The organism is Pantoea sp. IMH, from assembly GCF_000599885.1.
In the GTDB taxonomy this organism is placed as follows: domain Bacteria; phylum Pseudomonadota; class Gammaproteobacteria; order Enterobacterales; family Enterobacteriaceae; genus Erwinia.
Window position 1 is genome coordinate 521394 of record NZ_JFGT01000006.1, and the last position, 25997, is coordinate 547390.

A 25997-nucleotide genomic window follows, 5' to 3' on the forward strand; every position below is an offset into this window, starting at 1 on the left:
TTAACCCCGATGCTGGCGGCCGGCATAAGCAACCAGTCAGGCTGCGCAACACGCAGCCGTTAACTCATCCGCTTCTGGTCAGCCAGCCAGGGTCGGATAGTCCGTATAGCCTTTCGCGTCACCGCCATAAAACGACTCGGGCTGAGGCTCATTCAGCGGAGCGTTAGTACGAAGACGCTCAACAAGATCCGGATTGGCGATATAGGCGCGACCAAAAGCAACTGCGTCAATCAAACCCTGTTCGATCAGCGTTTCCGCTTTTTCTGCCGTGTAAGCGCCGGCACCGATGATCACGCCAGGATAGACGGCACGAATGGCTTTGCGGAATTCATCGCTGTAAGGCTTGCCGCCTGCCCAGTCCGGCTCAGAGATATGCAGGAAAGCCAGGTTACGACGTGCCAGCTCACCGATAAAGTAAAGCGCCGCCTCTTCCTGATCTTCACCGTTATCCAGACCGTTAAACGGACCAAGAGGAGAAATACGGATCCCAATGCGATCGGCACTCCAGCCCTCGATAGCCGCATCAACGACTTCCAGCGCAAAGCGGGTGCGGTTCTCAATACTGCCGCCGTAAGCGTCGGTACGCTGGTTGGAGGCCGGCGAGAGGAACTGATGGATCAGATAACCGTGGGCGGAGTGCAGTTCGACCAGGTCAAAATCGGCCTCACGGGCATTAATGACGGCCTGGCGGAAATCATTCACCACGTCAGCGATTTCATTCAGTTCAAGCGCACGAGGTGTGGAGGTGGCTTCACGGATCGCCTGTCCTTTGTCGTCACGCAGCGAGGTCCGGGTTTCTGCATTAATGGCTGAAGCTGAGACGGGCGCTTTGCCGCCAGGCTGTACGCTGGTATGAGAGATGCGGCCGGTGTGCCACAGCTGCACGGCGCTGTGACCACCTTCCTGATGAATACCCTCGTTGATCGCTTTCCAGGCCGCAATTTGCTCAGAAGAATGCAGGCCTGGCGCACCCGCATAGCCTTTCGCCTGAGCAGAAATCTGGGTCGCCTCGGTAATAATCAGGCCGGCACTGGCCCGCTGACGGTAGTACTCGCCCATCAGCGGCGTAGGGATATCACCCGGTTCAATACTGCGCAGACGCGTCAGCGGGGCCATAAAGATGCGGTTTGGCACAGTGATAGCGCCGGTTTTCAGCGGGGTAAATAATTTTTTAATTTCCATAATACTCTCCTGGTAGACCGGTCTTCTAGTCAGGCTGCTTTTTTTAAAGCGGCGCGGGTAGCATGCGGTTAATTTCCTGCCAGGCGCTATTCAGCGGCATGATATCGCGGGAAATTTTACTCTGCAGGCTCGCACCCAGCCATAACATATAGATATTTTGCGCACACCCATCTGATGTGTTGCTTAACAATTTTACCGTCCCTTCACGCTCCGCGCGGTCAATGGCGACGGTAAGTGTAGAAATCAGCGCCTTCGAGCCCGCATTCAGTGCGTTCCGCATCGCTTCCGACAGGTCGCATACTTCAGCAGAAAGCTTCACTGACAGACAGCCTGAAAACGCATGATCCTGGCAGAATTCGGTCATCGACTGCTGATAATAGTCCAGAATACGCTGGCGCTGATTCAGCTGGTGATCGGCCATAAAAACGCTGAATCTCTGATGATAGCGGGCGAAATAGCGCTGAAGCATCGCAACACCAAACGCTTCCTTAGAAGCGAAATAGTAGTAGAAGGAGCCTTTAGGCACTTCAGCCACTTTCAGTAATTCGATCAGCCCCATGCCGGTAAAGCCGCGATGAACGCAGAGCTTTTCACCGGTAATCAGAAGATGTTCACGCGTATCCTGTCGGGTCGTTTTCATGCAGGCTACCTTAACAGACCGATCGGTCTGTTACAAATGCCACGCTGCCACGCGGCACATTCTGCTTAATGCATCAGTTCAGACGATAATGACGATAATAGTGAATTAATGGCCTTCCAGGCTTGCCAGGGCGGAAGAAGCGAACTTCAATTAAAGTCAGTCTATGCATAAGGAGTGACGGTGGCAGAACAGTTAGAGTTTTTTCCCGTACCCAGTCCCTGCCGGGGAATCTGTCAGTCTGACGAACGTGGCTACTGCCGGGGATGCCTGCGCAGCCGTGATGAGCGGTTTAACTGGATGCGCTTCAGCGATGCGCAGAAGCGTGAAGTGCTGCGGCTTTGCCGGCAGCGTTTTCTCAGGCTACAGCGCACCGGCAAACCCGATATGCCTGATGAACCCGAACAACCTTCGCTCTTCTGAGCGGAGCGGCTTCGCAAAACGCCTTCATCGTCAACATTCTTCCATGCTTTCCCGTTATTGCGCTGTCATAATCAGCAGAGCGCTACGGGCAGGGTTTTCCCGTTTTCAGCCAGTTAATCAGAATAATTAAGGATTTTTTATGCTGCAACATTCGCCTATTGCACCACAAGGGCCGGCATTTTCAGAAATGGTTATGGGGTACTGGCGGCTGATGTCCTGGTCACTCAGCCCACAGGAGTTGGTTACCTTTATTGAACAGCATCTGGAACTGGGTATCACTACAACGGATCATGCGGATATCTACGGTGACTATCTTTGTGAAGCGGAATTTGGCCGCGCGCTGAAGCTTGCGCCTGCGCTGCGTCAGCGACTGGAACTGGTCACCAAGTGCGGTATCGCCACAACGGCGGATCCCCGGAACCTCATCGGTCACTATATTACTGATGCCAGCCATATTGAAAAAAGCGCTGAGAATTCGCTTCGTCATTTCGCGACCGATTACCTTGATCTGCTGCTCATCCATCGTCCCGACCCGCTAATGGATGCGGACGAAATTGCGGAAGCCTTTACCCATCTGCATCAAAGCGGCAAGGTGAAGCACTTTGGCGTCTCCAATTTTACCCCGGCGCAGTTCTCACTGCTTCAGTCCCGCCTGCCGTTTACGCTGGCCACTAATCAGGTGGAAATCTCGCCGCTGCATCAACCCTTGCTGCTTGATGGCACGCTCGATCAGTGCCAGCAGCTACGCATCCGGCCAATGGCGTGGTCATGTCTGGGCGGCGGGCGGTTGTTCAGCGAACCGGAATATGGCCCTTTACGCAGGGAACTGGAAGCGGTCAGGGAAGAGTCAGGCGCAGAAAATATTGAACAGATCGTCTATGCCTGGATCTTACGCCTGCCGTCACGGCCATTGCCGGTGATAGGGTCAGGTAAAATCGATCGCGTCCGGACAGCGGTAGGGGCAACCCGCCTCGAACTTTCGCGCCAGCAGTGGTTCCGTATCCGGAAAGCGGCGATCGGTTACGACGTTCCGTAAAGATCTGTCAGCGTTAACGTTTTATCAGGCAAATTTCCTGAAAATGACCAGGCTTAAAGCTCCGGGAATAAAATGAAGGAGAGCCTGTGAAACGATTAACGCTGATTACGATGTTGCTGGCGACGAGCGCATTTGCCAACGCCGCCAGCGAAAAGGTGGACATCAAGCTAGCGACGCCGCAGGGCGCGGGAGAAAGCATCGGTTCCGTAACGGTTAACGAGACGCCCTATGGTCTGACGTTTACACCTGAACTGAAATCGCTGCCGCCGGGTATCCACGGTTTCCACGTGCATGCTAATGGAAGCTGTGAGCCGCAGACCAAAGAGGGTAAAGTTGTTGCGGCCGGCGCGGCTGGTGGTCATCTCGATCCCCAAAATACCGGAAAGCATCTGGGTCCTTATCAGGAAGGCCATCTTGGCGATCTTCCAGCTTTGTATGTCACCAGTGACGGTATGGCGACCTATCCCGTTCTGGCTCCCCGTATCAAAAAACTTTCTGAGATTAAAGGCAAGGCGCTGATGGTCCACGTTGGCGGCGATAACCATGCCGATGAGCCTAAACCTCTGGGCGGCGGCGGCGACAGGCTGGCCTGCGGCGTTATCTGACCCTGACGGGCGCTGTTATGGCTGCCTCAGCCGGCAGCGCCTGGCTAAGCTGTGAAAGCGAACAAAACAGGCGCCAGATTATCCCCGCCAGCGCCTTATCCTCTGCATCTCCACCGGCAAGCTGAGTCACTCTTTTCTGTAATGCATCCAGGGTGGCATCAAGCCTGCCATGATTCACGCCGCGTTCGCTCATGATGTGATGCAAATCCTGTATCGTGCCCTCACGTACCGCGTTATGAGTATAGGAATCCGTTTTCCACTCCCGTAACTGCCAGACAATATGCGAGCAGTTGAGCAGCACGACTCCCCAGCGCAGCAGCCACAACCGGGCATTTTCATCGCGGCTGGCGTTAAGCTGATTGATTCGGTGATAAATCAGCGACTCGAAATGACTCTGGCTCAGGCGGGGATGGCGGCTTAACTGGTCGAGAAATTCGCGGCGTAGTGCACGAATATGGCGTCGGCTGCGACGCTTATCCGAACTGGGGCGCAGGATCTGGAACGCCAGCCAGGCAAGTAATACGCCACATACCTTCGCCAGATTGTCATTTAAAAATTGCCCGAAATCCCAGACCGGCGGATTCGTGACGGCTATAAAGGAACCCAGAAAGACAATCAGTTGCCCCCAGAGACTGGCAAATTTTTTCTGCTGAAGTTTAAAAAGCTGGAGCGTTATCAGCAGCGGAAAAAGGAAAAGTAAAAATTGCCACAGCACATCGACCTGGATCATCAGACCGAACTTAATCAGAAAGCTGAACAATGAGAGCAACAACAACGTTTTCATCAGCAGGGAAACGCTGTCAGAAGGTGACGGCGAGGATGAATAGAGAACGCAACTGATGGCTGCCAGCGTCAGCGCTGCCTCGCCAGCATCCCACTGGGTGGTGAGAGTGAAGGCGCAGCCGAGCAGGATGACGACGAAGGTCCTGAGCGCGCTCCAGCTCGCCTCCGCGCTGTCCGTCTGCCTCGCCAGCGCCGGAACCGGCGGCGGAGAAAGGCGGGTATCCGCATCTGCATGTTCAAACTGACGCAGCCAGCGGCTGGTATTGAGGTAGAGCCAGCAAAAATAGCGCAAACGGTGCCAGAAAGCATGATGCTGGTAGCCTGCCTGATCATCCGGCGCTGCGGTGCGGAGTATTAATGCCAGCCGGTATTTATCGACGGTGGGGCTGGCAAGCTCCTCCAGCAGCTGCGACAGCGCAGTAAACATTACCTCGGGCGGCTCTGACCAGTTCAGCAGCATGCGCCGCAGGCTGGAGATAACGCTGGTCAGGCGAAGCTGCTGATGCAGAATATAGTTCAGCACGTTATTCTGCCGGCGAAAGCGGTAGTGGCTCCAGAAAGCCTGAATACGCAGCAGGTTCATCGTCAGGATCTGGCTGATAACATTTTCATGGGCGCTACGGATCTGTCCGCTGGTTTCGCGCTGCAGCAGTAGCCCGGCATGCGTGAGCAGTTTAACGTGCATCTGTTTCAGGGAGTTTATCAGCGTATCGCCATCTGAAGTGCTGGGCAGAATCATCATCATCAGCCCGCCACACAGTATGCCTGTGATAACTTCACAGACGCGAGCCTGAGTGATGACCCAAAGTTGCGAAATGTCGGTAATATTGACCGTGGTGAAGGCGATGATAGCGGCGGTATAGCCTGCCAGCGAGAACGCATAGGCCACGTTGTTCTGATAGTGGTTAGCAATCCAGGTACACAACGCCAGCCAGGCGGCGATAGCAAAAGCAAAAAGCCAGGGCTCATTCAGCGTATGACCCGCGATCAGCAGGGCGGCAGCAGCCCCCAGCAGGCTGCCAGCGATACGGCCCAGACTTTTGCCGATAGCGCCGCCCAGCGTCGGGAAACTGACCACGGCCGCCGATGTCATCGCCCAGTATGGCTCATCCAGATCGAGCCCGTAGGCGATACTTAGTGCCAGGCACATGGCAATCGTATTGCGAAGCGCATAGCGCCACTGTGGCCCTGTCGCTTTAAACCAGGGAAGCTCACGCCACGTAAGGACTTTCAGGTTCATGGCTGGATGGAGACGGTACAGGTAGTACCGGCGATCAAGGGTAAATGCGCCGGAACGTCAAGAAGGCGGATGCGGACAGGAACACGCTGCGCCAGACGGACCCAGGGCACGTTGGGCTTGATATCCGGTATCAGGCCGCTGTTGGTTTCCACGCTTTGATCATAGATAGCGCGTCCGATACTTTCGACCTCGCCTTTCAGTTCACGATTATCGCTGTAAAGGCGGATGGTGGCGCGATAGCCTGGTTTGATATGGCGAAGTTTGGTCTCTTCGAAATAGCCGGTGACGTAAAATGAGTGGCTGTCTATCAACGCAAAAAGCGGCGTACCGCTGGTGGCGTAATTCCCAGGGCGGATCTGGAGATTACCCACCCAGCCATCGGTGGGGGCGAAAATCTGCGTCTGCGAAAGATTCCATTTTGCCCGAGCGAGCCGCGCCTCCGCCGCTTTTGCCGCCGAGGCCATCGCCTCTGCGTTCAGATTTGCCGCATCAAGTTCTTCAGCGGAAATGGTGTTGCGCGGCAAATTCTGCCGGCGACGGGCTTCATGCTGCGCCTTCATCAGATCGGATCGTGCCTGAGTAAGTGCGGCCTCTGCATCCAGTACTTCGATTCGCCAGGGCTCTTCCTCCAGCGTCACCAGTTTGGCTCCTTTGGCGACAAACTGGTTATCTTTTACCAGCAGTTGCGTAATCTTTCCGGAGACCTGCGGCGAGATGCTGACCAGTTCAGCCCGGACTTTGCCATCGCGGGTCCAGGGAGACTGCATATAGTAGTTCCACAGCCACCAGCCAGCCGTGAGGGCGGCGGCAAAAAAGAACAGCGTTATAAAATATTTAATCGTGCTGAATTTCATGCCATCCCCCTGAGCAGCCACGTCGCGGCGCTGACGCAAAGCACAAACAGGGAGAGATCCAGCAGCGTCGGATGCCAGATTTCACCTGAGTACATCCAGTCACGCAGCAGCCGGTGCAGCAGCAGCCAGAGGAAAAAGCCCAGCAGCACCGCCTTAAACAGCGGTGGAAAATAAACTGAAGCCCCGAAAACCAGGTCAGTTAGCGGTGAAGCAGAAGAAAATAGCCTATTGCTCACGGAAGCGATCCTTCTTTCCGGGCAAGCCGCAGGGAGCCAGTGACGATCCCGGATGGGCGGATGCCGGATTTGTATTTTGTCCTGTAAACTCGCAGAATAGAGTAAAATGCCGATTGATAGCTAGCAAGCTAATTATAAGGAGATGAAATTGGATACCCCTCTTGGCACGGATCTCTCAAGACTGGTTCGCATCTGGCGCTCGCTAATTGACCAGCGGCTTAAGCCTCTGGCGCTCACGCAAACGCACTGGGTGACGCTGCACAACATTCATCAACTGCCGCCAGATCAGTCTCAAATCCAGCTGGCGAAAGCGATCGGTATTGAACAACCTTCGCTGGTGCGTACGCTCGATCAGCTGGAAGAGAAGGGGCTTATCACGCGCACAACCTGTGCAAGCGATCGTCGCGCGAAACGCATCAAACTGACCACGGAAGCTGCACCGGTTATTGCTGAGGTTGAGCACGTCATTGACGCTACCCGCGATGATATTCTGGCCGGCATATCGCAACAGGACATCGATAAAATGGTCACGCTCGTCGCCCGTCTGGAGAAAAATATTCTTGAGCTGCAGCAGCGTGACGAATAAAAAACCGGCTTTCGCCGGTTTTTTTAAAGCGGGTTATCGTGGTGAGACGGTAACCTGGCTGCCGTTGGAGGCGAGCATCACGCGCTGACCCACGGCATAGCGGCTTGCCGCCTGTTTCTGCACAACCAGAATGGTATTGCCGTCATCCTTACGGATCTCCAGTTCCACGCCCTGGGCTTTATTCATTGCGCCCTGAACGCCTTGTCCTGCGACGCCGCCCGCCACGGCACCCGCTGCCGTCGCCAGACTACGGCCTGCACCACCGCCAACAGTATTACCCAGGAAGCCACCCAGCACTGCACCGCCGATAGCACCGATCACATTACTGTCATCACCGCCCTGAATCTGCACCGGACGTACAGAAACCAGCGTACCGTAAGAGACGCTTTGAACCTGTTTAGCTTCGTTGGCGCTATAAACATCGCCCGACAGCGTGTCGGTGTTGGTGCATCCTGCTAACGTCACGCCGGTAAGTGCCACGATTAGTAAACGTTTGAACATCGTCATAACTCCCTTTTTTATCGAAGTGTTGCGGAGACGCATGCAACGACCAGTAGCCCTAATTATATGGCACAAGTCGGGCCTGTTTCATCCAATTACATAAAAAAACTGTTTAAGATCGTAAGTGAGGTGAGTTAAACACCTCTTCAATCGACCTGACAACAGATAAACAGGCAGGCAAGCGATACCAGACTCAAAAAAGCGAGTTAAACATAGAATTACCCCGGCAATTTTGCGAGGCTGTATGAAGAACCTCACTTTTACTGATGCAGGTAAGGCCAACAATGAAATCAGGACGTTATATTGGCGTTATGTCAGGCACCAGCCTTGACGGCGTTGACGTGGTACTGGCGGCGATTGATGAACGGATGGTGGCCCAGCAGGCCAGCTACTGTCACCCCATACCTGGCGCGCTGCGTCAGGAAATTCTGGCGGTGTGCCAGGGGCAAACCCTGACGCTTTCACAGCTTGGTCAGCTTGACACCCGGCTGGGGCGGCTCTTTGCCGAAGCGGTCCAGACGCTGTTAACGCGTCAGGGACTGGAAAAAGAAGATATTACCGCTATCGGCTGTCATGGCCAGACAGTCTGGCATGAACCCCAGGGCGATGCGCCCAACACCCTGCAAATTGGCGATAATAATCAGCTGGTTGCCGCGACAGGTATTACTGTCGTGGGCGATTTTCGTCGTCGTGATATGGCGATTGGCGGACAGGGCGCTCCGCTGGTACCCGCTTTCCACGAAGCGATCCTGATGCATCCTGGCGAACGGCGGATGGTGCTTAATATTGGCGGTATCGCCAATTTATCCCTGCTTATTCCCGGCAAGCCGGTAGGGGGCTACGATACCGGGCCAGGTAATATGCTGCTGGACGCCTGGATCTGGCGACACCGGGGAAAACGCTACGATCAGGATGGCGAATGGGGTAGCCGTGGTCGTGTTGTCTATCCTCTATTGCAGGAGTTGCTCTCCGATCCCTGGTTTGCTCTGTCTGCGCCGAAGTCGACCGGAAGAGAGCATTTTAATCTGATGTGGATTGAACAACGGCTTTCACGCTTTCCGGGACTTGCACCGGAAGATGTACAGGCAACATTGGTTGAACTGACGGCAACCACCATCGCCGAGCAGGTGATGTTAAGCGGAGGCTGCGAGCGCCTGCTGGTCTGCGGCGGCGGCAGCCGCAACCCACTGCTTATGACGCGGCTCGCTGCGCTGCTTGCCGGCACGGAAGTGATGCCGACCGACGAGGCCGGGATCAGCGGTGACGATATGGAAGCGCTCGCCTTTGCCTGGCTGGCTTACCGCACGCTTTCAGGTCAGTCCGGCAATCTGCCTTCAGTCACAGGTGCGCGGGAGCCTTCGGTGCTCGGCGCGATTTATCCGGCAAATACCTCAGGCTGCTTCTAACCTGAGCGCAGAGCAGAACTCAAACGTCCTTACGCGACAGGAGCAATTATGCGTATCTCATTGCTGGCAGGCGTAGCCATGCTGCTTTCAGGCTGTAGCTTGCTGAACGTCCAGGAGCCGCAAAAAACGCTGCATTACACATGCGGTACGATGCCGCTCACCGTACAGCTCGATAACGCGCAACAGCAAGTCCAACTGATTCTGGACGGTAAGCCGCTGACGCTGACGCAGGAGGTTGCCGCTTCAGGAACACGCTACAGTGACGGCACCTATCTTTTCTGGTCGAAAGGGCGTGACGCGTTCATTGAGCGCAACGATAAAGTTATCGTTAATGACTGCCGCCTCAATCCGGGTTAACGCGTTGAAATTCCACCGAGTGAGGCGCACAATGCGCTATCCTTTTCAGCCGAAACCTGAGCCATGAACGAAGAAAACTTACAGCACATTGCCCATCTGCGCCGTGAATATACCCGTGGCGGCCTGCGCCGCAAAGATCTTCCTGCCGATCCGCTGATGCTGTTTGAAAAGTGGCTCGGACAGGCCGTTGAGGCGCAGCTGCCCGATCCGACCGCCATGAGCGTGGCGACGGTGGATGAACATGGTCAGCCTTATCAGCGTATCGTGCTGCTCAAGCACGTTGACCAGCAGGGCATGGTTTTTTACACCAACCTCGGCAGCCGCAAAGCTCACCATCTTGAAAACAACCCACGCATCAGCCTGCTTTTCCCCTGGCACATGCTTGAGCGGCAGGTGATGGTGCTGGGCCGCGTGGAAAAGCTTTCACTGTTAGAAGTGATGAAATATTTCCACAGCCGTCCCCGTGACAGTCAGATCGGCGCCTGGGTGTCGAAACAGTCAAATCGCATTTCAGCGCGCGGCGTGCTGGAGAGCAAGTTTCTGGAACTGAAGCAGAAATTCCAGCAGGGCGAAGTGCCGCTACCGAGCTTCTGGGGCGGCTATCGCATCACCATAGACTCGATGGAGTTCTGGCAGGGGGGCGAACACCGCCTTCATGACCGCTTTTTTTACCAGCGTGAAGCGGATGGCTGGAAAATCGATCGCCTGGCGCCCTGAACCCACGAAATAATGCCGTTAAGCGCTGGCACAGAGCGCGCCTGCGCTTTATTCTATACCCCTTATTTTATCCGCTAGTCAGCGGAAAGCTGTGTACCAGCATAGGTGCAGACTTTTTTTTATGGAGTCACAGATGGCCAGCAGTAACCTGATCAAACAATTGCAAGAGCGGGGCCTGGTAGCCCAGGTAACGGACGAAGAGGCGTTAGCAGAACGACTGGCGCAGGGGCCAATCGCACTCTATTGCGGCTTTGATCCAACCGCGGACAGCTTGCATTTGGGGCATCTGGTCCCGCTCCTCTGCCTGAAACGTTTTCAGGATGCCGGTCACCGTCCGGTTGCGCTGGTCGGTGGAGCGACCGGGCTGATCGGCGATCCAAGTTTCAAAGCGGCCGAGCGTAAGCTAAATACTGCCGATACGGTCAATGAATGGGTGGAGAAAATCCGCCAGCAGGTCGCCCCTTTCCTGGACTTTGATTGCGGTGAAAACAGCGCCATCGCCGCGAATAACTATGACTGGTTTGGCAGTATGAATGTGCTGACCTTCCTGCGCGATATCGGCAAGCATTTCTCCGTTAATCAGATGATTAATAAAGAAGCGGTCAAACAGCGTCTGAACCGCGACGACCAGGGCATCTCCTTCACCGAGTTCTCTTATAATCTGCTGCAGGGCTACGATTTTGCCTGCCTTAACGAACGCTATGGCGTGGCGTTGCAGATTGGTGGCTCCGATCAGTGGGGAAACATCACCTCAGGTATCGATCTGACCCGTCGCCTGCACCAGAATCAGGTATTTGGTCTGACCGTGCCGCTGATCACCAAAGCGGACGGCACAAAATTTGGAAAAACGGAAGGTGGCGCAGTCTGGCTTGATGCCAAAAAAACCAGCCCGTACAAATTCTACCAGTTCTGGATTAATACTGCGGATGCGGACGTTTACCGCTTCCTGAAGTTCTTTACTTTTATGAGCGCTGAGGAGATCGCGGCGCTGGAAGAGGAAGATAAAAACAGTGGTAAGGCGCCTCGCGCGCAGTACGTTCTGGCCGAAAAGGTGACCCGCCTTGTGCACGGTGAAGAGGGTCTGGCAGCCGCGCAGCGTATCACCCAGAGTCTCTTCTCCGGGGCGCTGAGCGAGATGACGGAAGCGGATTTTGAGCAGCTGGCTCAGGATGGTATGCCGATCATCGAACTGGCACCGGGTCAGGATCTGCAACAGGCGATGGTAGATGGCGAGCTGGCGCCGTCACGCGGTCAGGCCCGCAAGCTGATCGATTCTAAAGCCGTCAGCATCAACGGTGAGCTTCAGCTCAGTGCGGAATACGCCTTTGCAGAAAGCGATCGTCTGTTCGGCCGCTTTACGCTGCTGCGCCGCGGCAAGAAAAACTACAGCCTGATTGTCTGGAAATAACAGTAGTATTCAGGCCGGTCTGACCGGCCTTTCTTCAGGCGGGGTAGCAGGGACAACATGAAAAATATACTCTCCATCCAATCACATACCGTTTTTGGCCACGCGGGCAACAGCGCATCAGAATTTCCGATGCGCCGCATGGGCGCTAACGTCTGGCCTCTGAATACGGTGCAGTTTTCTAACCATACGCAGTATGGTCACTGGACCGGCGTGGTGATGCCAGCGACCCATCTCACCGACATTGTTAAAGGCATTGCCGATATCGACAGGCTGAAAACCTGCGATGCGGTACTGAGCGGCTATCTGGGGTCGGCTGAACAGGGGGAGCAGATTCTGGCGATCGTGCGTCAGGTAAAGGAAGCGAATCCTGATGCCTGGTACTTCTGCGATCCGGTGATGGGCCATCCCGAAAAAGGCTGTATCGTGGCGCCCGGCGTGGCTGAGTTTCACACCCGCTCGGCACTGCCCGCCAGTGATATTATCGCGCCGAATTTGCTCGAACTGGAAATGCTCAGCGGCGAAACCGTCACCGATGTGGAACAGGCGGTTAAGTCAGCGCGCAATCTGATTGCCAGCGGGCCGAAAGTGGTGCTGGTGAAGCATCTGGCCCGTGCTGGCCGGCGCAGCGACCGCTTTGAAATGCTACTGGTTACCGCCGGTGAAGCCTGGCACATCAGCCGTCCGCTGATCGATTTTGGCGTTCGCCAGCCTGTGGGCGTGGGCGATCTGACCAGCGGGTTACTGCTGGTCAATCTGCTGCAGGGCAAATCACTGCAGGATGCCCTGGAGCACATTACTGCGGCGGTGTATGAAGTGATGCTGAAAACCCATCAGATGGGCGAGTATGAACTCCAGCTGGTGGCGGCACAGGAAGGTATTGCCAATCCGCAACAGCATTTTGCGGCGGAAAAGCTCTGAACATAAGGTTCCCCTGCGCCGCGCAAGGGAGCCTTTTCCCCATTGTCATTCTCTTCAGGCGATTGATTAAGCCATCACCCATCTGAACGCTAAAAAGCCTCTAATCGCTGGTTTGCGATTAGTGCGCACCGGGAACATCCTCCAGACCTTCCGCCTGCAGCGCCGCCGCCACGGCAGGCCGTTCTGCGACCCGCTCAAACCACACTGCCAGCGCATCCATGCCGGTCAGCGTCAGCTTCGCTGCTTTCGCCCAGCGCACGACCGTAAACAGACAGGCATCTGCGACGGTGAAATGCTGGCCCATCAGCCATTGCCTGTCGTTAACCTCATCATTCAGCCACTGGAAGTTTTTCTGTAATCGATTGCGGATCGTCAGCGAGCACTCGTCAGGAATGTCCTCGCTGTAAAGGAGATAAAAAGGGGCCTGCAGATCGGTGGCGATAAAGTTGAGCCACGCCAGCGTCTGATAACGGCCAACGCAGCCTGCAGGGGCCAGCAGCCGGCGATCGGGTTTCAGATCGGCAATATACTGAACGATCGCCACGGTTTCCGTTAATACCGTGCCGTCATCCAGCTCCAGCGCAGGAACTTTGCCCTTAGGATTAAGGGCGAAGTAATCCTGATTTTGCTCGGTTTTTTTGCTCGTCAAATCGACCGAAACCGCGGTGAAATCAAGCCCCGATTCCCGCAGAACAATATGTGGCGAAAGCGAACAGGCCCCGGCCTTAAAATAGAGTTTCATACATGCTCCTTTAGCTCAGTAGCGAAAGCTCTTATGAGCTTACTGCAACTGGCTAAAAAAAGAGCACGGCAAACGTCAGATTTGCTGATAATCAGACCCTTTCTTAACCGGCGTCATGCTTTCCGTCTGCAGGCACGGCAGGGCCGACAGGGTTTTCCGTGCCATATCCCAGAATACCCGTACTTTTGCGGGCATATATTTCAGGTTTTGCGTCACCAGCTGTACAGGCAGCGCCGCAGGCCGTGAATCCGCTAAGACCTCACACAGCGTACCCTGCTGGAGATCATCATATGCCTGATAGGAGAGCAGTCGCGTAATACCTTTGCCTGCTCTGGCGGCAATCAGCTGCGTTTCCACCTCATTAACCATAAACGTCGGCTGGATACGCACGCGCTCCTGGCTGCTGGCCGGACCAAAACGCCACTCTCTCAGCGAGCTGACCGACGTCCCCGCTATCAGCCTGTGGGCCGCTAAATCCGCCGGGGATTGCGGGCAACCGGCACGGGCCAGATAGTCAGGACTGGCCAGCAGAATGCGCTGCACGGTGCCGGCCTCCACGGCCACCAGCGAGGAGTCACGAAGCTGGCCGATGCGGACCGCGATGTCTAATCCCTGTTCCAGCAAATCCTGATAGCTGTCATTAAGCAGCAGTTCAACCTGGATGCCGGGATAGCGTTCAATAAACTCCAGCACCAGCGGAGTAAGATGCCTGCGTCCAAACTGCACCGGCGCGGTAATACGTAATAAACCATTGAGCTGCGATCGGGAGGCATAACCAATAGCCTGCTGATAGTCGTTTAACACTGTTTTCGCCCGCTCGTACAGCGCGAGACCTGCGGGAGTCGGCGACATATTACGCGTGGTCCGCTCAATCAGGCTTGCGGCAAAACGGCTTTCCAGCGAGGCGAGCGCACGGGTGATCGCAGGCGGAGAGCGTCGCAGTTTTCGGGCAGCGGCGGCCAGACTCCCTTGCTGTACCACCGCCACAAACACCTCAAGTTCATCCAGTTTGTCCATTATTCTTCCGCAGAATGAAATTATGAATTGCCATATTGCAAGTTTCCCGTCGTTTGCTGCAAGAGTAAGCTCGGAAAAAACAAGAGGAGAAAACGATGACGACGCTAACATTCTATAACACCCCGCTATCCGGTCACGGGCACAGGGTAAAATTACTGCTGACGATGCTGAATCTGCCCTATGAAGAAGTGGAAGCAGACGCTTCAGTACGAAAGACAGCGCGCTTTCTGGCACTGAATCCTCTCGGACAGATTCCTGTACTGGTGGCGGGTGACACCACCATTGTTGACAGTAATGCCATCCTGCTGTGGTTAGTCAAACGTTATGCGCCAGAGAGCCACTGGCTGCCAAAAGATCTGCTGCAGGAAGTTGAGGTACACCGGTGGCTGGCGAAAGCGGCCGGCGAGATCCGCTACGGTGTGGCCTCTGCAAGGCTGATTAAGCAATTCTCAGTCCCCGAAAACTATGACTCCGCCCGCCTTGTCGCGGCAAAATTTCTGCCACAGATGGAACAGCACCTGGCCGGTAAACGCTGGCTGGCAGGTGAACAGGCCACGCTGGCCGACCTGGCCTGTTACGCTTACGTCGCCTGCGCACCGGAGGGCGGTATTTCTCTTGCGGAGTATCCCGCTATTTTATCCTGGCTAAAAAATGTCGAGGCGCTGCCGGGGTTCGTCGGTATCCCGACGCTGCCTTATCCGGATATGGGCTGATAATGTTTCATCCCGGCGAAAGTGCCGCGCAGCAGCGGGCGGGTTATGGCGAAGTGAAAGCCGCCATTTATTCCGCGATGCCTGACCAGCATCGCCAGTTCTTTGCCGGGCTGCGGACATTCTATCTGGCCGCATCAGGCGATGATGGCTATCCGGTAGCAAGTCTGATGCAGGGGCAGCCGGGGTTTATCAGCACACCTGATGCTGGCGTACTGACCCTTTCCCATGCCTCGCTTCAGGAGGTTCCTTTATTCCCCTTACTGAAAACGGGCATGGCCATTGGGGGACTGGGCATTGATTTCTCAAACCGCAGGCGAAACCGGGTAAATGGCGTGGTGGGGAAGGTGAATGAAGAGGGCGTTGAACTTCGCGTGGAGGAAAGTTTCGGTAACTGCCCGAAATATATCCAGCGGCGCGAACTGCCGTTTGGTGCCCAGAAAGGCCAGGTCAGGCTGCAACGTCTGGAGGGGATTGATGCCGATGCCCGTTATCTTCTCGGCGCGGCAGATACTTTGTTTGTCGCCAGCGCCGCGCCCAGAAAGGATAACGCAGGCGGCATGGATATCTCACACCGCGGTGGTATGCCAGGGTTTCTTTCGCTGGAACAGGGCAGGCTGAGAATTCCTGATTATACCGGTAATCGCTATATGAATACCCTGGGGAACTTGCTGGTGGACCCACGTTGTGCACTGCTGATAATGGATTTTCAGCAGGGGGCGGCGTTACATATTCAGGGCAGAGCAAAGATCGACTGGCAGACCGGACGGGGCCTGACCGAACGTTGCTGGTATGTGGAAATCGATAAAATCTGGCGCATACGCCAGCTCTTACCCCCCGCTGACCTCAGCGTTGAGTACGCAGATTCGTCACTTATGGCTGAGTGAGGAGAATAAAAAAGGGCGACATCGCTGTCGCCCTTTTACGGTTAAGCAAGCTAGTTACGCTTTAGCGTTCTGGATATCAATTGCATCATCCTGCGTCATTCTGTTCAGCTTCGGCGCTGCCATCATCATCAGCAGGGCAATCACGCCCGTGGCGATACCGATTTGCAGGAACACATCGCCGTAGACATGCAGAGAGAGCAGCGGATCGGTAATATCTTCCGGGACAGCCATCAGATTAGCGACCTTACCGGCGATCATCGCCGCGCCTGCGGTGGTGAGGAACCATGAACCCATGATAAAGCCCATCAGACGCTGCGGCACCAGCTGTGCCACCATCGCCAGGCCCAGGCCAGAGATCATCAGTTCACCGACGCTTTGCAGCGCGTAGCTGAGAATAAGCCAGTTAACGGAGACGATACCCAGGTCGCTGGCAAACTCTGCGCCCAGCGGCAGCACAAGGAACGCACCAGAGCAGAGCACCATGCCCAGCGCAAACTTGTGCGGCATCGGCAAGCGGTCGCCCATCTTGTTATAGATAGCGGCCAGCAACGGGCTGAAAATCATGATCCAGAACGGGTTGAGCGCCTGATACTGCTCAGGTTCGAAGGTAATGCCCAGAATGCTGTGTTCCACGTTGCGGATGGCAAAGAAATTCAGCGAGGTTGGCATCTGCATATAGAGCACAAAGAAGACCACTGCTTCAACCATCAGCAGGAAGGCCACAATCATTTTACGGCGCGCTGCACCCTGCATGGCGAAGGTTTCTTTGGCGAACACCAGTACGATACCAAGAGCGATGACGCCCAGCACGAGGCGGGCAATGCCCTGGTTATGCAGCAGCCAGGTCGCGAGCACGACCAGGGCAACAATTCCGACCAGCGTGGCGAAGAATTTGCCCATATGCAGCGGTTCAAAATCAGGTTTTGAGCCATATTGCTTCACCCATTTGCGGCAAACCATAAAGTTAACCAGGGTAATCAGCATTCCGACGAAGGAGAGCGCAAAGGCGGTGCTCCAGCCGTAATGCGCCGCAAGCCAGGGCGTCGCCAGCATGGAGATAAAAGAGCCGATGTTGATCGCCATGTAATACATGGTGAAAGCGCCATCCAGACGGGGGTCGTCTTTTTCGTAGCAGGTTGAGAGCAGGGCAGACGGGTTTGCTTTAAACAGACCATTACCGACGGCGATGGTGGCCATTCCCATATAGACCATTGCCACATCGTGACCCGACCAGGCAACCATCCCGTAGCCTGCGGCCAGCACCAGCGTACCGAGCACGATAACGCGTTTGGTGCCAAGCACTTTGTCACCCAGCCAGCCGCCGATGGCCACCATGCCATAGACCAGTGCGCTGAAGGAGGAGAAGAGCGTGATAGATTCGGCTTCGGACATCCCCAGCATTTTAACCAGGTAGACCGCCATGATGCCCTGAAGGCCATAAAAGCCGAAACGTTCCCAAAGTTCGATTGAAAAGATCAGATAGAACGATTTGGGTTGCTTAAAAGCGTTGAGACTAGGTGTCTCAGGATGTTTGTTTGCAGTAGACACTAATACCTCTGAAGTTCGTATCCTGGTTCGACATGATAATTAAGTCGCTGTCATACAAGGTGGGCATTCGCCGCATAGTAATAAGATGGGAAAAGCGGCGGTTAATTTCCCCCATTCGGCGGCCTCAGGCAAGACTTTTTTCACTTTTTGTCAGGTGCGGGCGGCCTGGTGTTAATGGGAAGGTTCTTAATTGATAAATAGTATTTTATATTTTATTAACACTCAAAAGCAGTGTTTTAAACCAAATAAATAGAAAGTAACCGATAAAAGTAGAGTTTGATGCTATGTTTGTGGGTGATAGGTAAAAATAATGGCAAAGGCAACTTTCGCGACACAACACACCAGATTGCGCGCTATTTAAGCGTTATATGGCTGTCTATTTCACACTTTCTGGTTTTATTTAGGTTCCAAAGGAGAAATATGTGATTTATATCACGCAAAGCGATCATATTACTGATTGAAAAATAACTATTTAACGCCTTTTCTACAAAACCTTAGTGAAAGTCCCGTCAAAGCCATTTCTGACAGCTTTTCGTAAAAAGAAATGTGCTTTTTGTAACATTCAACCCGCAAATTTGCTGCCTCCGACGGGTGTTGTTCAGCGTTTTTTTTTAACTATTGCGCATTTTTTACGCTTATCAAGCCCACGGCCTCAGTTACCGGAAGTCCTGGCATGTTTATTTTTATTAATTGAGCGTTCAATATAAAACAACTATACTCACTCCTTTCTATCCGTTAAAACCGATGAAATCATGCCAAAAGTAGGAATGAAAGCCATCCGTCAGGCGCAGCTGATCAACGCCACCCTGACCGTTATCGATCGCGTCGGCCTTGCCGAGGCCAGCCTGGCGCTGATCGCCAGAGAAGCGGGCGTCTCTACCGGGATCGTCAGCCATTACTTTGGTGATAAAAATGGTCTGCTGGATGCCTGTATGCGCCAGATCCTCTATGACCTCTATCAGGCGGTAGAGCATCATCGGAAGCAGGCCGATAGCAGTGCGGAAGGGCAAATCCGGGCGATTATCGACGGCAATTTTGACGTTTCACAAATAGAAGCGCCGGTGCTGAAAACCTGGCTGGCGTTCTGGACTAACAGTCTGCATCAGCCAGACCTTAATCGCCTGCAGCGGATTAATGACCGTCGTCTCTATTCAAATCTGACGGCACAGTTTGCCCGCGTCATGCCGGTTCAGGCGGCGCGCGATGCTGGCGCCAGTATGGCGGCGCTTATTGATGGGCTCTGGCTACGAATGACGCTGGCGCCGCAGCCAATGGCGCAGGGAATCGAAGATGCCCGCAGCCTTTGCTACCAGAATCTCGCGCGGTGGCTTATTGACACCGCACACTAATCCTTAAGGAGGAGACATGGCAGATATGCAACGCCGTGGACTTTACATCAATGGCCGCGAAGAAGCCGGTCATGGCGACACATTCACCACGATCAACCCTGCTAACGGAGAGGTCCTGGCAGAGATCACCGCTGCCAGCCAGCAGGATATCGATCGTGCGGTTGCCTCAGCCCAGGCTGGGCAGCGCATCTGGCGCAGCTACACGCCGGTTGAACGCAGCCGGGTACTGCTGAAAGCCGTCGCGCTGCTGCGTGAACGCAATCAGTCGCTGGCGGAGCTGGAAACGGCTGACACCGGTAAGCCCATCAGCGAGACGGCTTATGTCGATATCGTGACCGGTGCCGACGTGCTGGAATATTACGCGGGGCTGGCGGTGGCAGTGGAAGGTGAGTCGATTCCGCTGCGGGAAAGCGCGCTGGTTTATACCCGTCGCGAACCGCTTGGCGTGTGCGCTGGCATCGGCGCCTGGAACTATCCAATCCAGATCGCGCTCTGGAAAAGCGCTCCAGCGCTTGCTACTGGCAATGCGATGATTTTTAAGCCCAGCGAGGTGACGCCGCTAAGCGCGCTTGAGCTGGCAAAAATTTACACCGAAGCGGGACTGCCCGATGGCGTCTTTAACGTTGTTCAGGGCGCCGCCGCTACCGGGCAGGGACTGAGCCAGCATCCGGATATCGCGAAAGTCTCTTTCACCGGCGAGGTGAATACCGGTAAACGCGTGATGGCCGATGCGGCGCTGGCGAATCTTAAGTCTGTGACCATGGAGCTGGGCGGCAAATCCCCGCTGATTATTTTTGAAGATGCGGAGCTTGAGCGTGCGGTTGACGGCGCGATGATGGCCAACTTCTACAGCAGTGGTCAGGTCTGTACTAACGGTACGCGCGTTTTTGTGCATCGTTCACTGCTTTCGGCCTTTGAGCAGCGCCTGCAGGAAAAAATGGCGGGTATCAGGTGCGGTGACCCGCGCGATCCTGACGTCAACTTCGGGCCGCTGGTCAGTGAAGCGCATTGCCAGAAAGTCGTTTCTTATCTGGACATAGGTAAAGAAGAGGGCGCCCGACTGCTTTCGGGCGGTGGTCGTATCACGGAAGGCGCAATGGCAAAAGGCTATTACGTTGAGCCGACCGCTTTCACCGATTGCCACGACGGCATGCGCATCGTGCAGGAAGAGATCTTTGGTCCGGTGATGAGCATTCTGGCGTTTGATGACGAGCAGGAGGTGATTGCCCGCGCCAATGATACGCACTATGGCCTGGCCGCTGGCGTATTCACCACATCGCTTAATCGCGCTCATCGCGTGATCCATCAACTGGAAGCGGGTATTTGCTGGGTCAACAGCTGGGGCGAGTCGCCGGCGCCGATGCCGGTTGGGGGATACAAGCAGTCGGGCGTTGGCCGTGAAAACGGACTAGAAACCCTGCATCACTACACGCGTACCAAATCGGTGCTGATTGAAATGGGCGACTATCCGTCCGCATTCTGAGTAATGGCCGCGGCGCTTACGCCGCGGCGTTCTGGAGGTTTAATGCAGAAATTCGACTACATCATTATTGGCGCGGGGTCCGCTGGAAACGTGCTGGCAACGCGCCTGACTGAGGATGCTGACGTATCGGTACTGTTACTGGAAGCGGGCGGGAAAGATCACCGCTGGGACTTTCGTACCCAAATGCCAGCCGCTTTAGCCTGGCCCCTGCAGGGCAAACGCTATAACTGGGCCTTTGAAACGGACCCGGAGCCAAATATGAATAACCGCCGCATGGAATGTGGTCGCGGTAAAGGCCTTGGCGGCTCGTCGCTGATCAACGGAATGTGTTACGTGCGCGGAAACGCGATGGATTATGATCACTGGGCCAGCAAACCGGGCCTGGAAAACTGGTCCTATCTCCACTGTCTGCCGTATTTCCGCAAAGCGGAAAAACGTGATGTGGGAGAAAACGATTACCATGGCGGCGACGGCTATCTGAGTGTTACCACCTCAAAATCGGGTAATAATCCGCTTTTCCGCGCTTTCATTGATGCGGCAAAGGAAGCCGGACATCATGAAACCGACGATCTTAACGGCTATCGTCAGGACGGCTTCGGGCCAATGGACCGGACGGTCACCGCGCAGGGACGTCGTTCCAGTACCGCACGGGGCTATCTGGACGTTGCCAAACAGCGTCCTAATCTGACCATTATCACCCATGCCCAGACTGACCGTATCCTGTTTACCGGTAAAACCGCCACCGGCGTATGCTGGCTTCGCCAGGGTCGTGAGGAGCGTGCGGAAGCGACGCGGGAAGTGTTGCTGTGTGCAGGTGCCATCGCTTCGCCGCAGATCCTGCAACGTTCAGGCGTAGGTCCGGCAGAGTGGCTGCAGGAACTCGATATTGACGTGGTGCATGCGCTGCCGGGCGTGGGGCGTAATCTTCAGGATCACCTGGAAGTTTATATGCAGTTTCGCTGTAAAAAGCCGGTCAGCCTCTATCCGGCGCTGAAGCTATGGAATCAGCCCGCCATTGGTGCAGAATGGCTCTTTAAGGGAACCGGCACTGGCGCCAGCAATCAGTTTGAAGCGGGCGGGTTTATCCGCAGCGACGATAAGCCGGACTGGCCCGATTTGCAGTACCATTTTCTGCCGGTGGCGATTAACTACAACGGCAGCAGCCCGGTAAAAGAGCACGGTTTCCAGGCGCACGTTGGCCCGATGCGCTCAATGAGCCGTGGACGTGTGAAGCTGACTTCAAAGCACCCTGCTGCCGCACCGTCGATTTTCTTCAATTACATGTCTGAAGAGCGTGACTGGGAAGAATTCCGCAACGCGGTGCGTCTGACCCGTGAAATCATGCGGCAGCCTGCGCTGGCCGACTACTGCGGTGAAGAAATCCAGCCAGGCATTGCAGTGCAGAGCGATGAAGAAATCGATGCATTCATCCGCGATCATGCTGAAACTGCTTACCATCCATGCGGAAGCTGTGCGATGGGCAGCGATGAGATGGCGGTAGTGGATGCGCAGGGCCGCGTACATGGCATGCAGAATCTGCGCGTGGTGGATGCCTCGATTATGCCGCAGATCACTACCGGGAATCTGAATGCGCCAACGGTGATGATCGCCGAGAAGATGGCGGATTTGATCCGGGGTAAAACGCCGTTAACCGTCTCAAAAGCAGATTATTACCAGCTTCAGCGGGAAAAAATGGAAGCTGGTCAGGCTTAACGTTTCCCTGCTGGGCAAGCCGGGTTTCACTGACAGACAACGTTGACGCCTGTGGGCGATGATAAGTGGACAGATAAGCCGGGTCTCTGCCGCAGGGAGGCGGCAGCGAAGCCTCCAGGGAGGGATTCACGGCGTCCCGGTGTTCTGCCACTTATCAGAGCCGGTCCCCGGAGCTGCATTGTTCGTTCGGCAGTGAGGTAAAGCCGCTTCAGGCTCGTGGCAAAGCTGAAGGCGTTGCCTGTAACGCGTGCGTCGTAAAAACCTCCTCCCGACTCACCTCACCCAATCTTCGGTCGCTGTAAGATCGTGCAAAAGCTGAAGGCGTTGCCTGTAACACGGACACGCCGTAAATAAATCCCCCAATGCCCAAATCGCACGTCTCTGCACCCGACAGTTCACAGAACCGCTCAACAACTCCCACCGCCAGGCATTCAGGCTTACTGGATAAAGATAATTAATAAGTTATGTATCCGGCTGGCGCATTCCGCCTTTATGTATACAAACCACTCAATATGGTAAATGCCGTTCAGATCATATGATAAATAAGGTGAACCCTAAGAGTTGCAATAATTACAGGATTCACTGCCTGGTAGCACTTTGCCAGCGGTCAGATTACTTCAATTTGGAACCTGCAAATGACCGATATCGCATCACTTCTAAGCAACTGCCCGGCACGGGAAATTGGCGAGGCCATTGCGGCCGGTAAAATAACCTCCGTTGAAGCGACTCAATGGTATCTGAACCGGATAGAAGCGCTAAATAATGGGACTGGTGGCATCAACTGCGTCCGCAGCATTTCACCCATTGCCCTTGAGGAAGCCAGCCGCGCTGATGCCGAACTTGCTGCCGGAGAGTCAAGAGGGCCACTGCATGGTGTGCCCTATCTGGTAAAAGATAACGTGTTTACCGTTGATGGCAGCTTCGCCTCTGCCGGATGCCGGGCGCTGGCTGAATTTATACCGCCCTATGAGGCCACGGTAGTTGTCCGCCTGCGCGAGGCGGGCGCCGTGCTGTTAGGTAAAACCAATCTGACAGAATTTGCGGATTTCGTCTCTGACACGATGCCATCAGAATTTAGCGGCGCTGGCGGCGTCGTGCGTAATCCGTTGGGGGGGCAGTATGGCCGGGGGCAGGGATCGAGCGTGGGATCAGCGGCAGCCGTGGTGGCGGGGTTTTGTGCTTTCGCAATCGGGTCTGAAACGCAAAACTCATTGCAGGCACCCGCTATTCACAGCTCACTCGTCGGCTTTAAGCCGACAGTGGGACGCGTGAGCCGGCACGGTTTGATTCCGCTGGTCCCAAGTCAGGACTCCCCGGGGCCGCTCACCCGCACGGTAGACGATGCTGCACTTATCTATCAGGCGATCGTGGGTGCCGATATGAAAGACACAGCAACGCTTGCCGCTTTCGCCAACGCCCCCTGGTCTGGCGAGACGCTAAAGGGATTGCGGATAGGCGTGCCGCGTCGGTTTATCGCCGATAGCGCGCTTACAGAAAGCCGGAAAGCGGTTTTTGAGCGCGCTCTGGCCTCACTGGCGCTGTCGGGTGCCACCATTGTCGACCCCTGCGATCTGCCGGCTGCGGAACAGCTCAATGAAGTGCGATCCTGCGTTTTTCGTGCTGAGTTCAAAGCAAGCCTTAACAGCTTACTGACAACGCTTCGCCCCTGTGGCATGCATTCAATGAACGATATTATCAGCTGGAATCACGCCCATCCTGAAGCTATTCCTTACGGACAGTCTCTTCTCGGGGCCGCTAACGCCTCGCCGGACGTCCGTTCGCAGCAGTATATTGAAGACCGCCAGCGTGATATTGCACTGAGCCTTGATGCCGGTATCCTGGCCGCGATGAAGGCTGGCAGAGCGGATATCCTGCTTTCGCCTATGGCAGCCGCGGCCAAATGTACTGGCAAAGCGGGTGCGCCAGTGGTGGCTCTCCCTGTTGGTCAGGACGCAGAAGGCCTACCCTTTGGCATAACGCTTTTCTCGGCACCGGGGCACGATAATGCCGTGCTAGAGATAGCAGGTGCAATTGAACGTGTTATTGGAAAACGGCTTCAGCCCACATTTGACGATATCCGGTAGGCCCGCTCTTTCAGCCAGAACGAATGTCACCTGAGCGCCGCTGTTGATGCGGCCTTATCGTCGGCTTTTTCTGTCCAGCGCTTTACCCGACAGGGTGACCATAAATAATGCCAGAGCAGTCAGGACGATAATTGCTTTCAGACCCTCCAGCATTACGCTGCTGCAATGTACCAGCGCCAGGCCCGTAGCCGCTACCGCTTTCACGAGCGGTGAAGTAGTACTCGTCAACATACTATGTCCTTACCGGTTAAGTGCTGCTGGCAGATAAGCGCGATTGATCAGGCGTATATCGGTGGCGTTGTCTGAAGCATCTGATGACAGCGCCACCGTGGTCACGGCACTGTACAGCGTTGACGTTATCGCGGTGAAACTTTGCGCGAAGCTGCCGTAAGAGATCAGTGAAAGCGTCACAGCGGCGACAAGAGAGGTGAGAGATTTCATGGCCATGCCTTATTCCGGTTCAGTAATGCTTCAGGGTCAATCATCAGAATCTGAAGCGGGCGTCAGAGCTGGCCGATCATTTAAGCAGTCTGGCGGTAACGTAAGCACGGTTATCAACGCGGGCGCCGGTAATCGTGTAGGAACTTCCTGACTGAGCGGCCAGCGATGCGACTTTAGCTTCCGCATCCTCAAGCGTGGTGGCCGTTGCGGTAAGGCTCTGAGCAAAGCTGGTAAATGAAATCAGAGAAAGAACGGTAACTGCGGCAAAATTTTTGATCGATATCATGGTGATTTCCTCGGTTGTGTCAGGTTTTCATGGGGCGCTGTGCCCCGATGGAATGCATAATAAAGCGGAGCAGGGATAATCAAAATAGGTCAACTTTGCCGAAGAAAATCAGAAAATTTGAACAAGTGGATGAGGCTTCCCGGATGTGGAAGGAACCAGATAAAGCGCATAATACCGGCCATATCAAAAATCAATTATCCGATCGTATACCTATCCATCTGTATACTTATCCGTTTGTATAAGTTTCTTTTTACCGCCCCCCATCTGATAATTACCTCTCACTTTGTTATAAGACTCCGTCGCGATGACTTTACGCGCTTCGTCGCTTTTGATACGCACTAATATCAGGCAGGACGTTTATGAACTTTGTAAATGATGAATTTAATGAGTCGCTGCTCATGGACGCTAACCGTAATAAAATAATGTGTTCCGTAGTGAATGATATTATCCCGTGGATTGAGGACCATCTCTACGATGAAAATATTCGCGTGCGTAACGTTACGCAGAGAAGTGGCTATGGACACTGGCATTTTCAACGCATCTTCAGGGAGCATACAGGTTACAGCCTGGGTGAGTATATTCGTGTCAGAAGAGTGATCAGGGCGGCTATCTCAGTTATCTATACAAAGAAAGGAATTATTCAGATTGCCATAGATAACGGGTTTACCAGTCAGCAAACTTTTTCCAGGACATTCCGTAAATATCTTCATGCGCCACCCGGCAGGTTCAGAAAAAAATATATAAACCGCGAAAAAGATTTCTGCACGCTTATGAGCAGGGTTTTCAGGGTTAACTACGATGACCAGCGAATGCTTAGCGTGGCTTAAATGTTCACGCAGTAGCGATAA

28 protein-coding genes are annotated in these 25997 nt (G+C 54.6%); 16 read left to right on the forward strand and 12 right to left on the reverse strand.

The window, feature by feature from the left end:
* Positions 1 to 78 precede the first annotated feature (78 nt).
* Both EA20_RS0116900 and EA20_RS0116905 read right to left on the reverse strand, forming a co-directional pair.
* Positions 79 to 1182: an alkene reductase gene (locus tag EA20_RS0116900; RefSeq protein WP_024967947.1), complete on the reverse strand. Its 1104-nt coding sequence runs from the start codon at positions 1180 to 1182 to the stop codon at positions 79 to 81.
* A gap of 43 nt (positions 1183 to 1225) precedes the next feature.
* Complete coding sequence (locus EA20_RS0116905) at positions 1226 to 1822, reverse strand: TetR/AcrR family transcriptional regulator (RefSeq protein WP_024967948.1); 597 nt, start codon at positions 1820 to 1822, stop codon at positions 1226 to 1228.
* Positions 1823 to 2002: 180 nt separating this feature from the next.
* Here EA20_RS0116905 and EA20_RS0116910 point away from each other — a divergent pair, with 180 nt between their 5' ends.
* The 3 genes from EA20_RS0116910 to sodC all read left to right on the forward strand — a co-directional run bounded on the left by EA20_RS0116910 (position 2003) and on the right by sodC (position 3883).
* Positions 2003 to 2242, forward strand: a complete 240-nt coding sequence (locus EA20_RS0116910; protein WP_024967949.1) for a DUF1289 domain-containing protein — start codon at positions 2003 to 2005, stop codon at positions 2240 to 2242.
* Positions 2243 to 2381: 139 nt separating this feature from the next.
* A complete protein-coding gene (locus EA20_RS0116915; protein WP_024967950.1) occupies positions 2382 to 3278 on the forward strand; it encodes an aldo/keto reductase family oxidoreductase in 897 nt (298 codons plus the stop codon).
* A gap of 110 nt (positions 3279 to 3388) precedes the next feature.
* Positions 3389 to 3883 carry a superoxide dismutase family protein gene (sodC, locus tag EA20_RS0116920; protein ID WP_038381742.1) on the forward strand — a complete coding sequence of 165 codons (495 nt, stop codon included), beginning with the start codon at positions 3389 to 3391 and terminating at the stop codon, positions 3881 to 3883.
* On the opposite strand, the gene EA20_RS0116925 is transcribed toward sodC, so the two are convergent.
* Genes EA20_RS0116925 through EA20_RS0116935 form a run of 3 tightly spaced genes read right to left on the reverse strand, consistent with a single transcriptional unit; the run spans position 3876 to position 6996 of the window.
* Entirely contained in the window at positions 3876 to 5906 is a 2031-nt protein-coding gene (locus EA20_RS0116925) for an FUSC family protein (RefSeq protein ID WP_024967952.1), read from the reverse strand. The genes sodC and EA20_RS0116925 overlap by 8 nt on opposite strands.
* Positions 5903 to 6760, reverse strand: a complete 858-nt coding sequence (locus EA20_RS0116930; protein ID WP_024967953.1) for an HlyD family secretion protein — start codon at positions 6758 to 6760, stop codon at positions 5903 to 5905. Before EA20_RS0116930 ends, EA20_RS0116925 begins: the two co-directional genes overlap by 4 nt.
* Positions 6757 to 6996 (reverse strand): DUF1656 domain-containing protein, encoded by a 240-nt coding sequence (locus EA20_RS0116935; RefSeq protein ID WP_024967954.1) that lies wholly within the window; start codon positions 6994 to 6996, stop codon positions 6757 to 6759. The genes EA20_RS0116930 and EA20_RS0116935 overlap by 4 nt, the downstream gene beginning before the upstream one ends.
* 148 nt (positions 6997 to 7144) lie before the next feature.
* On the opposite strand from EA20_RS0116935, the gene slyA reads away from it, so the two are divergent.
* Positions 7145 to 7582 carry a transcriptional regulator SlyA gene (gene slyA, locus EA20_RS0116940; protein ID WP_024967955.1) on the forward strand — a complete coding sequence of 146 codons (438 nt, stop codon included), beginning with the start codon at positions 7145 to 7147 and terminating at the stop codon, positions 7580 to 7582.
* A 33-nt stretch (positions 7583 to 7615) separates the two neighbouring features.
* Here slyA and slyB read toward each other — a convergent pair whose 3' ends face one another.
* Positions 7616 to 8083, reverse strand: a complete 468-nt coding sequence (gene slyB / locus EA20_RS0116945) for an outer membrane lipoprotein SlyB (protein WP_024967956.1) — start codon at positions 8081 to 8083, stop codon at positions 7616 to 7618.
* A 284-nt stretch (positions 8084 to 8367) separates the two neighbouring features.
* Here slyB and anmK point away from each other — a divergent pair, with 284 nt between their 5' ends.
* From anmK to pdxY, 5 genes are all read left to right on the forward strand, one after another.
* The gene (gene anmK / locus EA20_RS0116950; RefSeq protein WP_024967957.1) at positions 8368 to 9489 is read left to right on the forward strand and encodes an anhydro-N-acetylmuramic acid kinase; all 1122 of its coding nucleotides are present in this window, start codon (positions 8368 to 8370) and stop codon (positions 9487 to 9489) included.
* A 48-nt stretch (positions 9490 to 9537) separates the two neighbouring features.
* The gene (locus EA20_RS0116955) at positions 9538 to 9846 is read left to right on the forward strand and encodes an MliC family protein (protein WP_024967958.1); all 309 of its coding nucleotides are present in this window, start codon (positions 9538 to 9540) and stop codon (positions 9844 to 9846) included.
* Between the two features lie 63 nt (positions 9847 to 9909).
* A complete protein-coding gene (pdxH, locus tag EA20_RS0116960) occupies positions 9910 to 10563 on the forward strand; it encodes a pyridoxamine 5'-phosphate oxidase (RefSeq protein ID WP_024967959.1) in 654 nt (217 codons plus the stop codon).
* 133 nt (positions 10564 to 10696) lie between these two features.
* Positions 10697 to 11971 carry a tyrosine--tRNA ligase gene (tyrS, locus tag EA20_RS0116965; protein WP_024967960.1) on the forward strand — a complete coding sequence of 425 codons (1275 nt, stop codon included), beginning with the start codon at positions 10697 to 10699 and terminating at the stop codon, positions 11969 to 11971.
* A gap of 57 nt (positions 11972 to 12028) precedes the next feature.
* Positions 12029 to 12889, forward strand: coding sequence for a pyridoxal kinase PdxY (pdxY, locus tag EA20_RS0116970; protein ID WP_024967961.1), 861 nt, complete (start codon positions 12029 to 12031; stop codon positions 12887 to 12889).
* A 118-nt stretch (positions 12890 to 13007) separates the two neighbouring features.
* Here pdxY and gstA read toward each other — a convergent pair whose 3' ends face one another.
* Together gstA and EA20_RS0116980 are read right to left on the reverse strand one after the other, a co-directional pair.
* On the reverse strand, positions 13008 to 13631 hold the full coding sequence (gstA, locus tag EA20_RS0116975; protein WP_024967962.1) for a glutathione transferase GstA: 624 nt from the start codon (positions 13629 to 13631) through the stop codon (positions 13008 to 13010).
* Between the two features lie 75 nt (positions 13632 to 13706).
* The gene (locus EA20_RS0116980; RefSeq protein ID WP_024967963.1) at positions 13707 to 14648 is read right to left on the reverse strand and encodes a LysR family transcriptional regulator; all 942 of its coding nucleotides are present in this window, start codon (positions 14646 to 14648) and stop codon (positions 13707 to 13709) included.
* Between the two features lie 95 nt (positions 14649 to 14743).
* Between EA20_RS0116980 and EA20_RS0116985 the strand changes: the two genes are divergently transcribed.
* Both EA20_RS0116985 and EA20_RS0116990 read left to right on the forward strand, forming a co-directional pair.
* Positions 14744 to 15361 (forward strand): glutathione S-transferase, encoded by a 618-nt coding sequence (locus tag EA20_RS0116985; RefSeq protein WP_024967964.1) that lies wholly within the window; start codon positions 14744 to 14746, stop codon positions 15359 to 15361.
* Positions 15362 to 15363: 2 nt separating this feature from the next.
* Positions 15364 to 16245, forward strand: coding sequence for a pyridoxamine 5'-phosphate oxidase family protein (locus tag EA20_RS0116990; protein WP_152540250.1), 882 nt, complete (start codon positions 15364 to 15366; stop codon positions 16243 to 16245).
* 54 nt (positions 16246 to 16299) lie between these two features.
* Here the strand turns inward: EA20_RS0116990 and dtpA are convergent, their stop codons facing one another.
* Entirely contained in the window at positions 16300 to 17793 is a 1494-nt protein-coding gene (dtpA, locus tag EA20_RS0116995) for a dipeptide/tripeptide permease DtpA (protein WP_024967966.1), read from the reverse strand.
* Between the two features lie 752 nt (positions 17794 to 18545).
* Between dtpA and betI the strand changes: the two genes are divergently transcribed.
* The 4 genes from betI (at position 18546) to EA20_RS0117015 (ending at position 24422) form a co-directional block, all read left to right on the forward strand.
* Positions 18546 to 19142 (forward strand): transcriptional regulator BetI, encoded by a 597-nt coding sequence (gene betI, locus EA20_RS0117000; RefSeq protein WP_024967967.1) that lies wholly within the window; start codon positions 18546 to 18548, stop codon positions 19140 to 19142.
* Between the two features lie 25 nt (positions 19143 to 19167).
* Positions 19168 to 20625, forward strand: coding sequence for a betaine-aldehyde dehydrogenase (gene betB, locus EA20_RS0117005; protein ID WP_024967968.1), 1458 nt, complete (start codon positions 19168 to 19170; stop codon positions 20623 to 20625).
* 42 nt (positions 20626 to 20667) lie between these two features.
* Positions 20668 to 22338 (forward strand): choline dehydrogenase, encoded by a 1671-nt coding sequence (gene betA / locus EA20_RS0117010; protein ID WP_024967969.1) that lies wholly within the window; start codon positions 20668 to 20670, stop codon positions 22336 to 22338.
* A gap of 635 nt (positions 22339 to 22973) precedes the next feature.
* Positions 22974 to 24422 carry an amidase family protein gene (locus EA20_RS0117015; protein ID WP_024967970.1) on the forward strand — a complete coding sequence of 483 codons (1449 nt, stop codon included), beginning with the start codon at positions 22974 to 22976 and terminating at the stop codon, positions 24420 to 24422.
* A gap of 54 nt (positions 24423 to 24476) precedes the next feature.
* On the opposite strand, the gene EA20_RS20945 is transcribed toward EA20_RS0117015, so the two are convergent.
* The 3 genes from EA20_RS20945 to EA20_RS0117030 form a co-directional block, all read right to left on the reverse strand.
* Complete coding sequence (locus EA20_RS20945) at positions 24477 to 24653, reverse strand: hypothetical protein (protein WP_161635083.1); 177 nt, start codon at positions 24651 to 24653, stop codon at positions 24477 to 24479.
* A 9-nt stretch (positions 24654 to 24662) separates the two neighbouring features.
* Positions 24663 to 24869, reverse strand: a complete 207-nt coding sequence (locus EA20_RS0117025) for a hypothetical protein (RefSeq protein ID WP_024967971.1) — start codon at positions 24867 to 24869, stop codon at positions 24663 to 24665.
* 70 nt (positions 24870 to 24939) lie between these two features.
* Entirely contained in the window at positions 24940 to 25149 is a 210-nt protein-coding gene (locus EA20_RS0117030; RefSeq protein WP_024967972.1) for a DUF1471 domain-containing protein, read from the reverse strand.
* A 359-nt stretch (positions 25150 to 25508) separates the two neighbouring features.
* Here EA20_RS0117030 and EA20_RS19845 point away from each other — a divergent pair, with 359 nt between their 5' ends.
* Positions 25509 to 25976 carry a helix-turn-helix domain-containing protein gene (locus tag EA20_RS19845; protein ID WP_024967973.1) on the forward strand — a complete coding sequence of 156 codons (468 nt, stop codon included), beginning with the start codon at positions 25509 to 25511 and terminating at the stop codon, positions 25974 to 25976.
* The last annotated feature ends 21 nt before the right edge of the window (positions 25977 to 25997 follow it).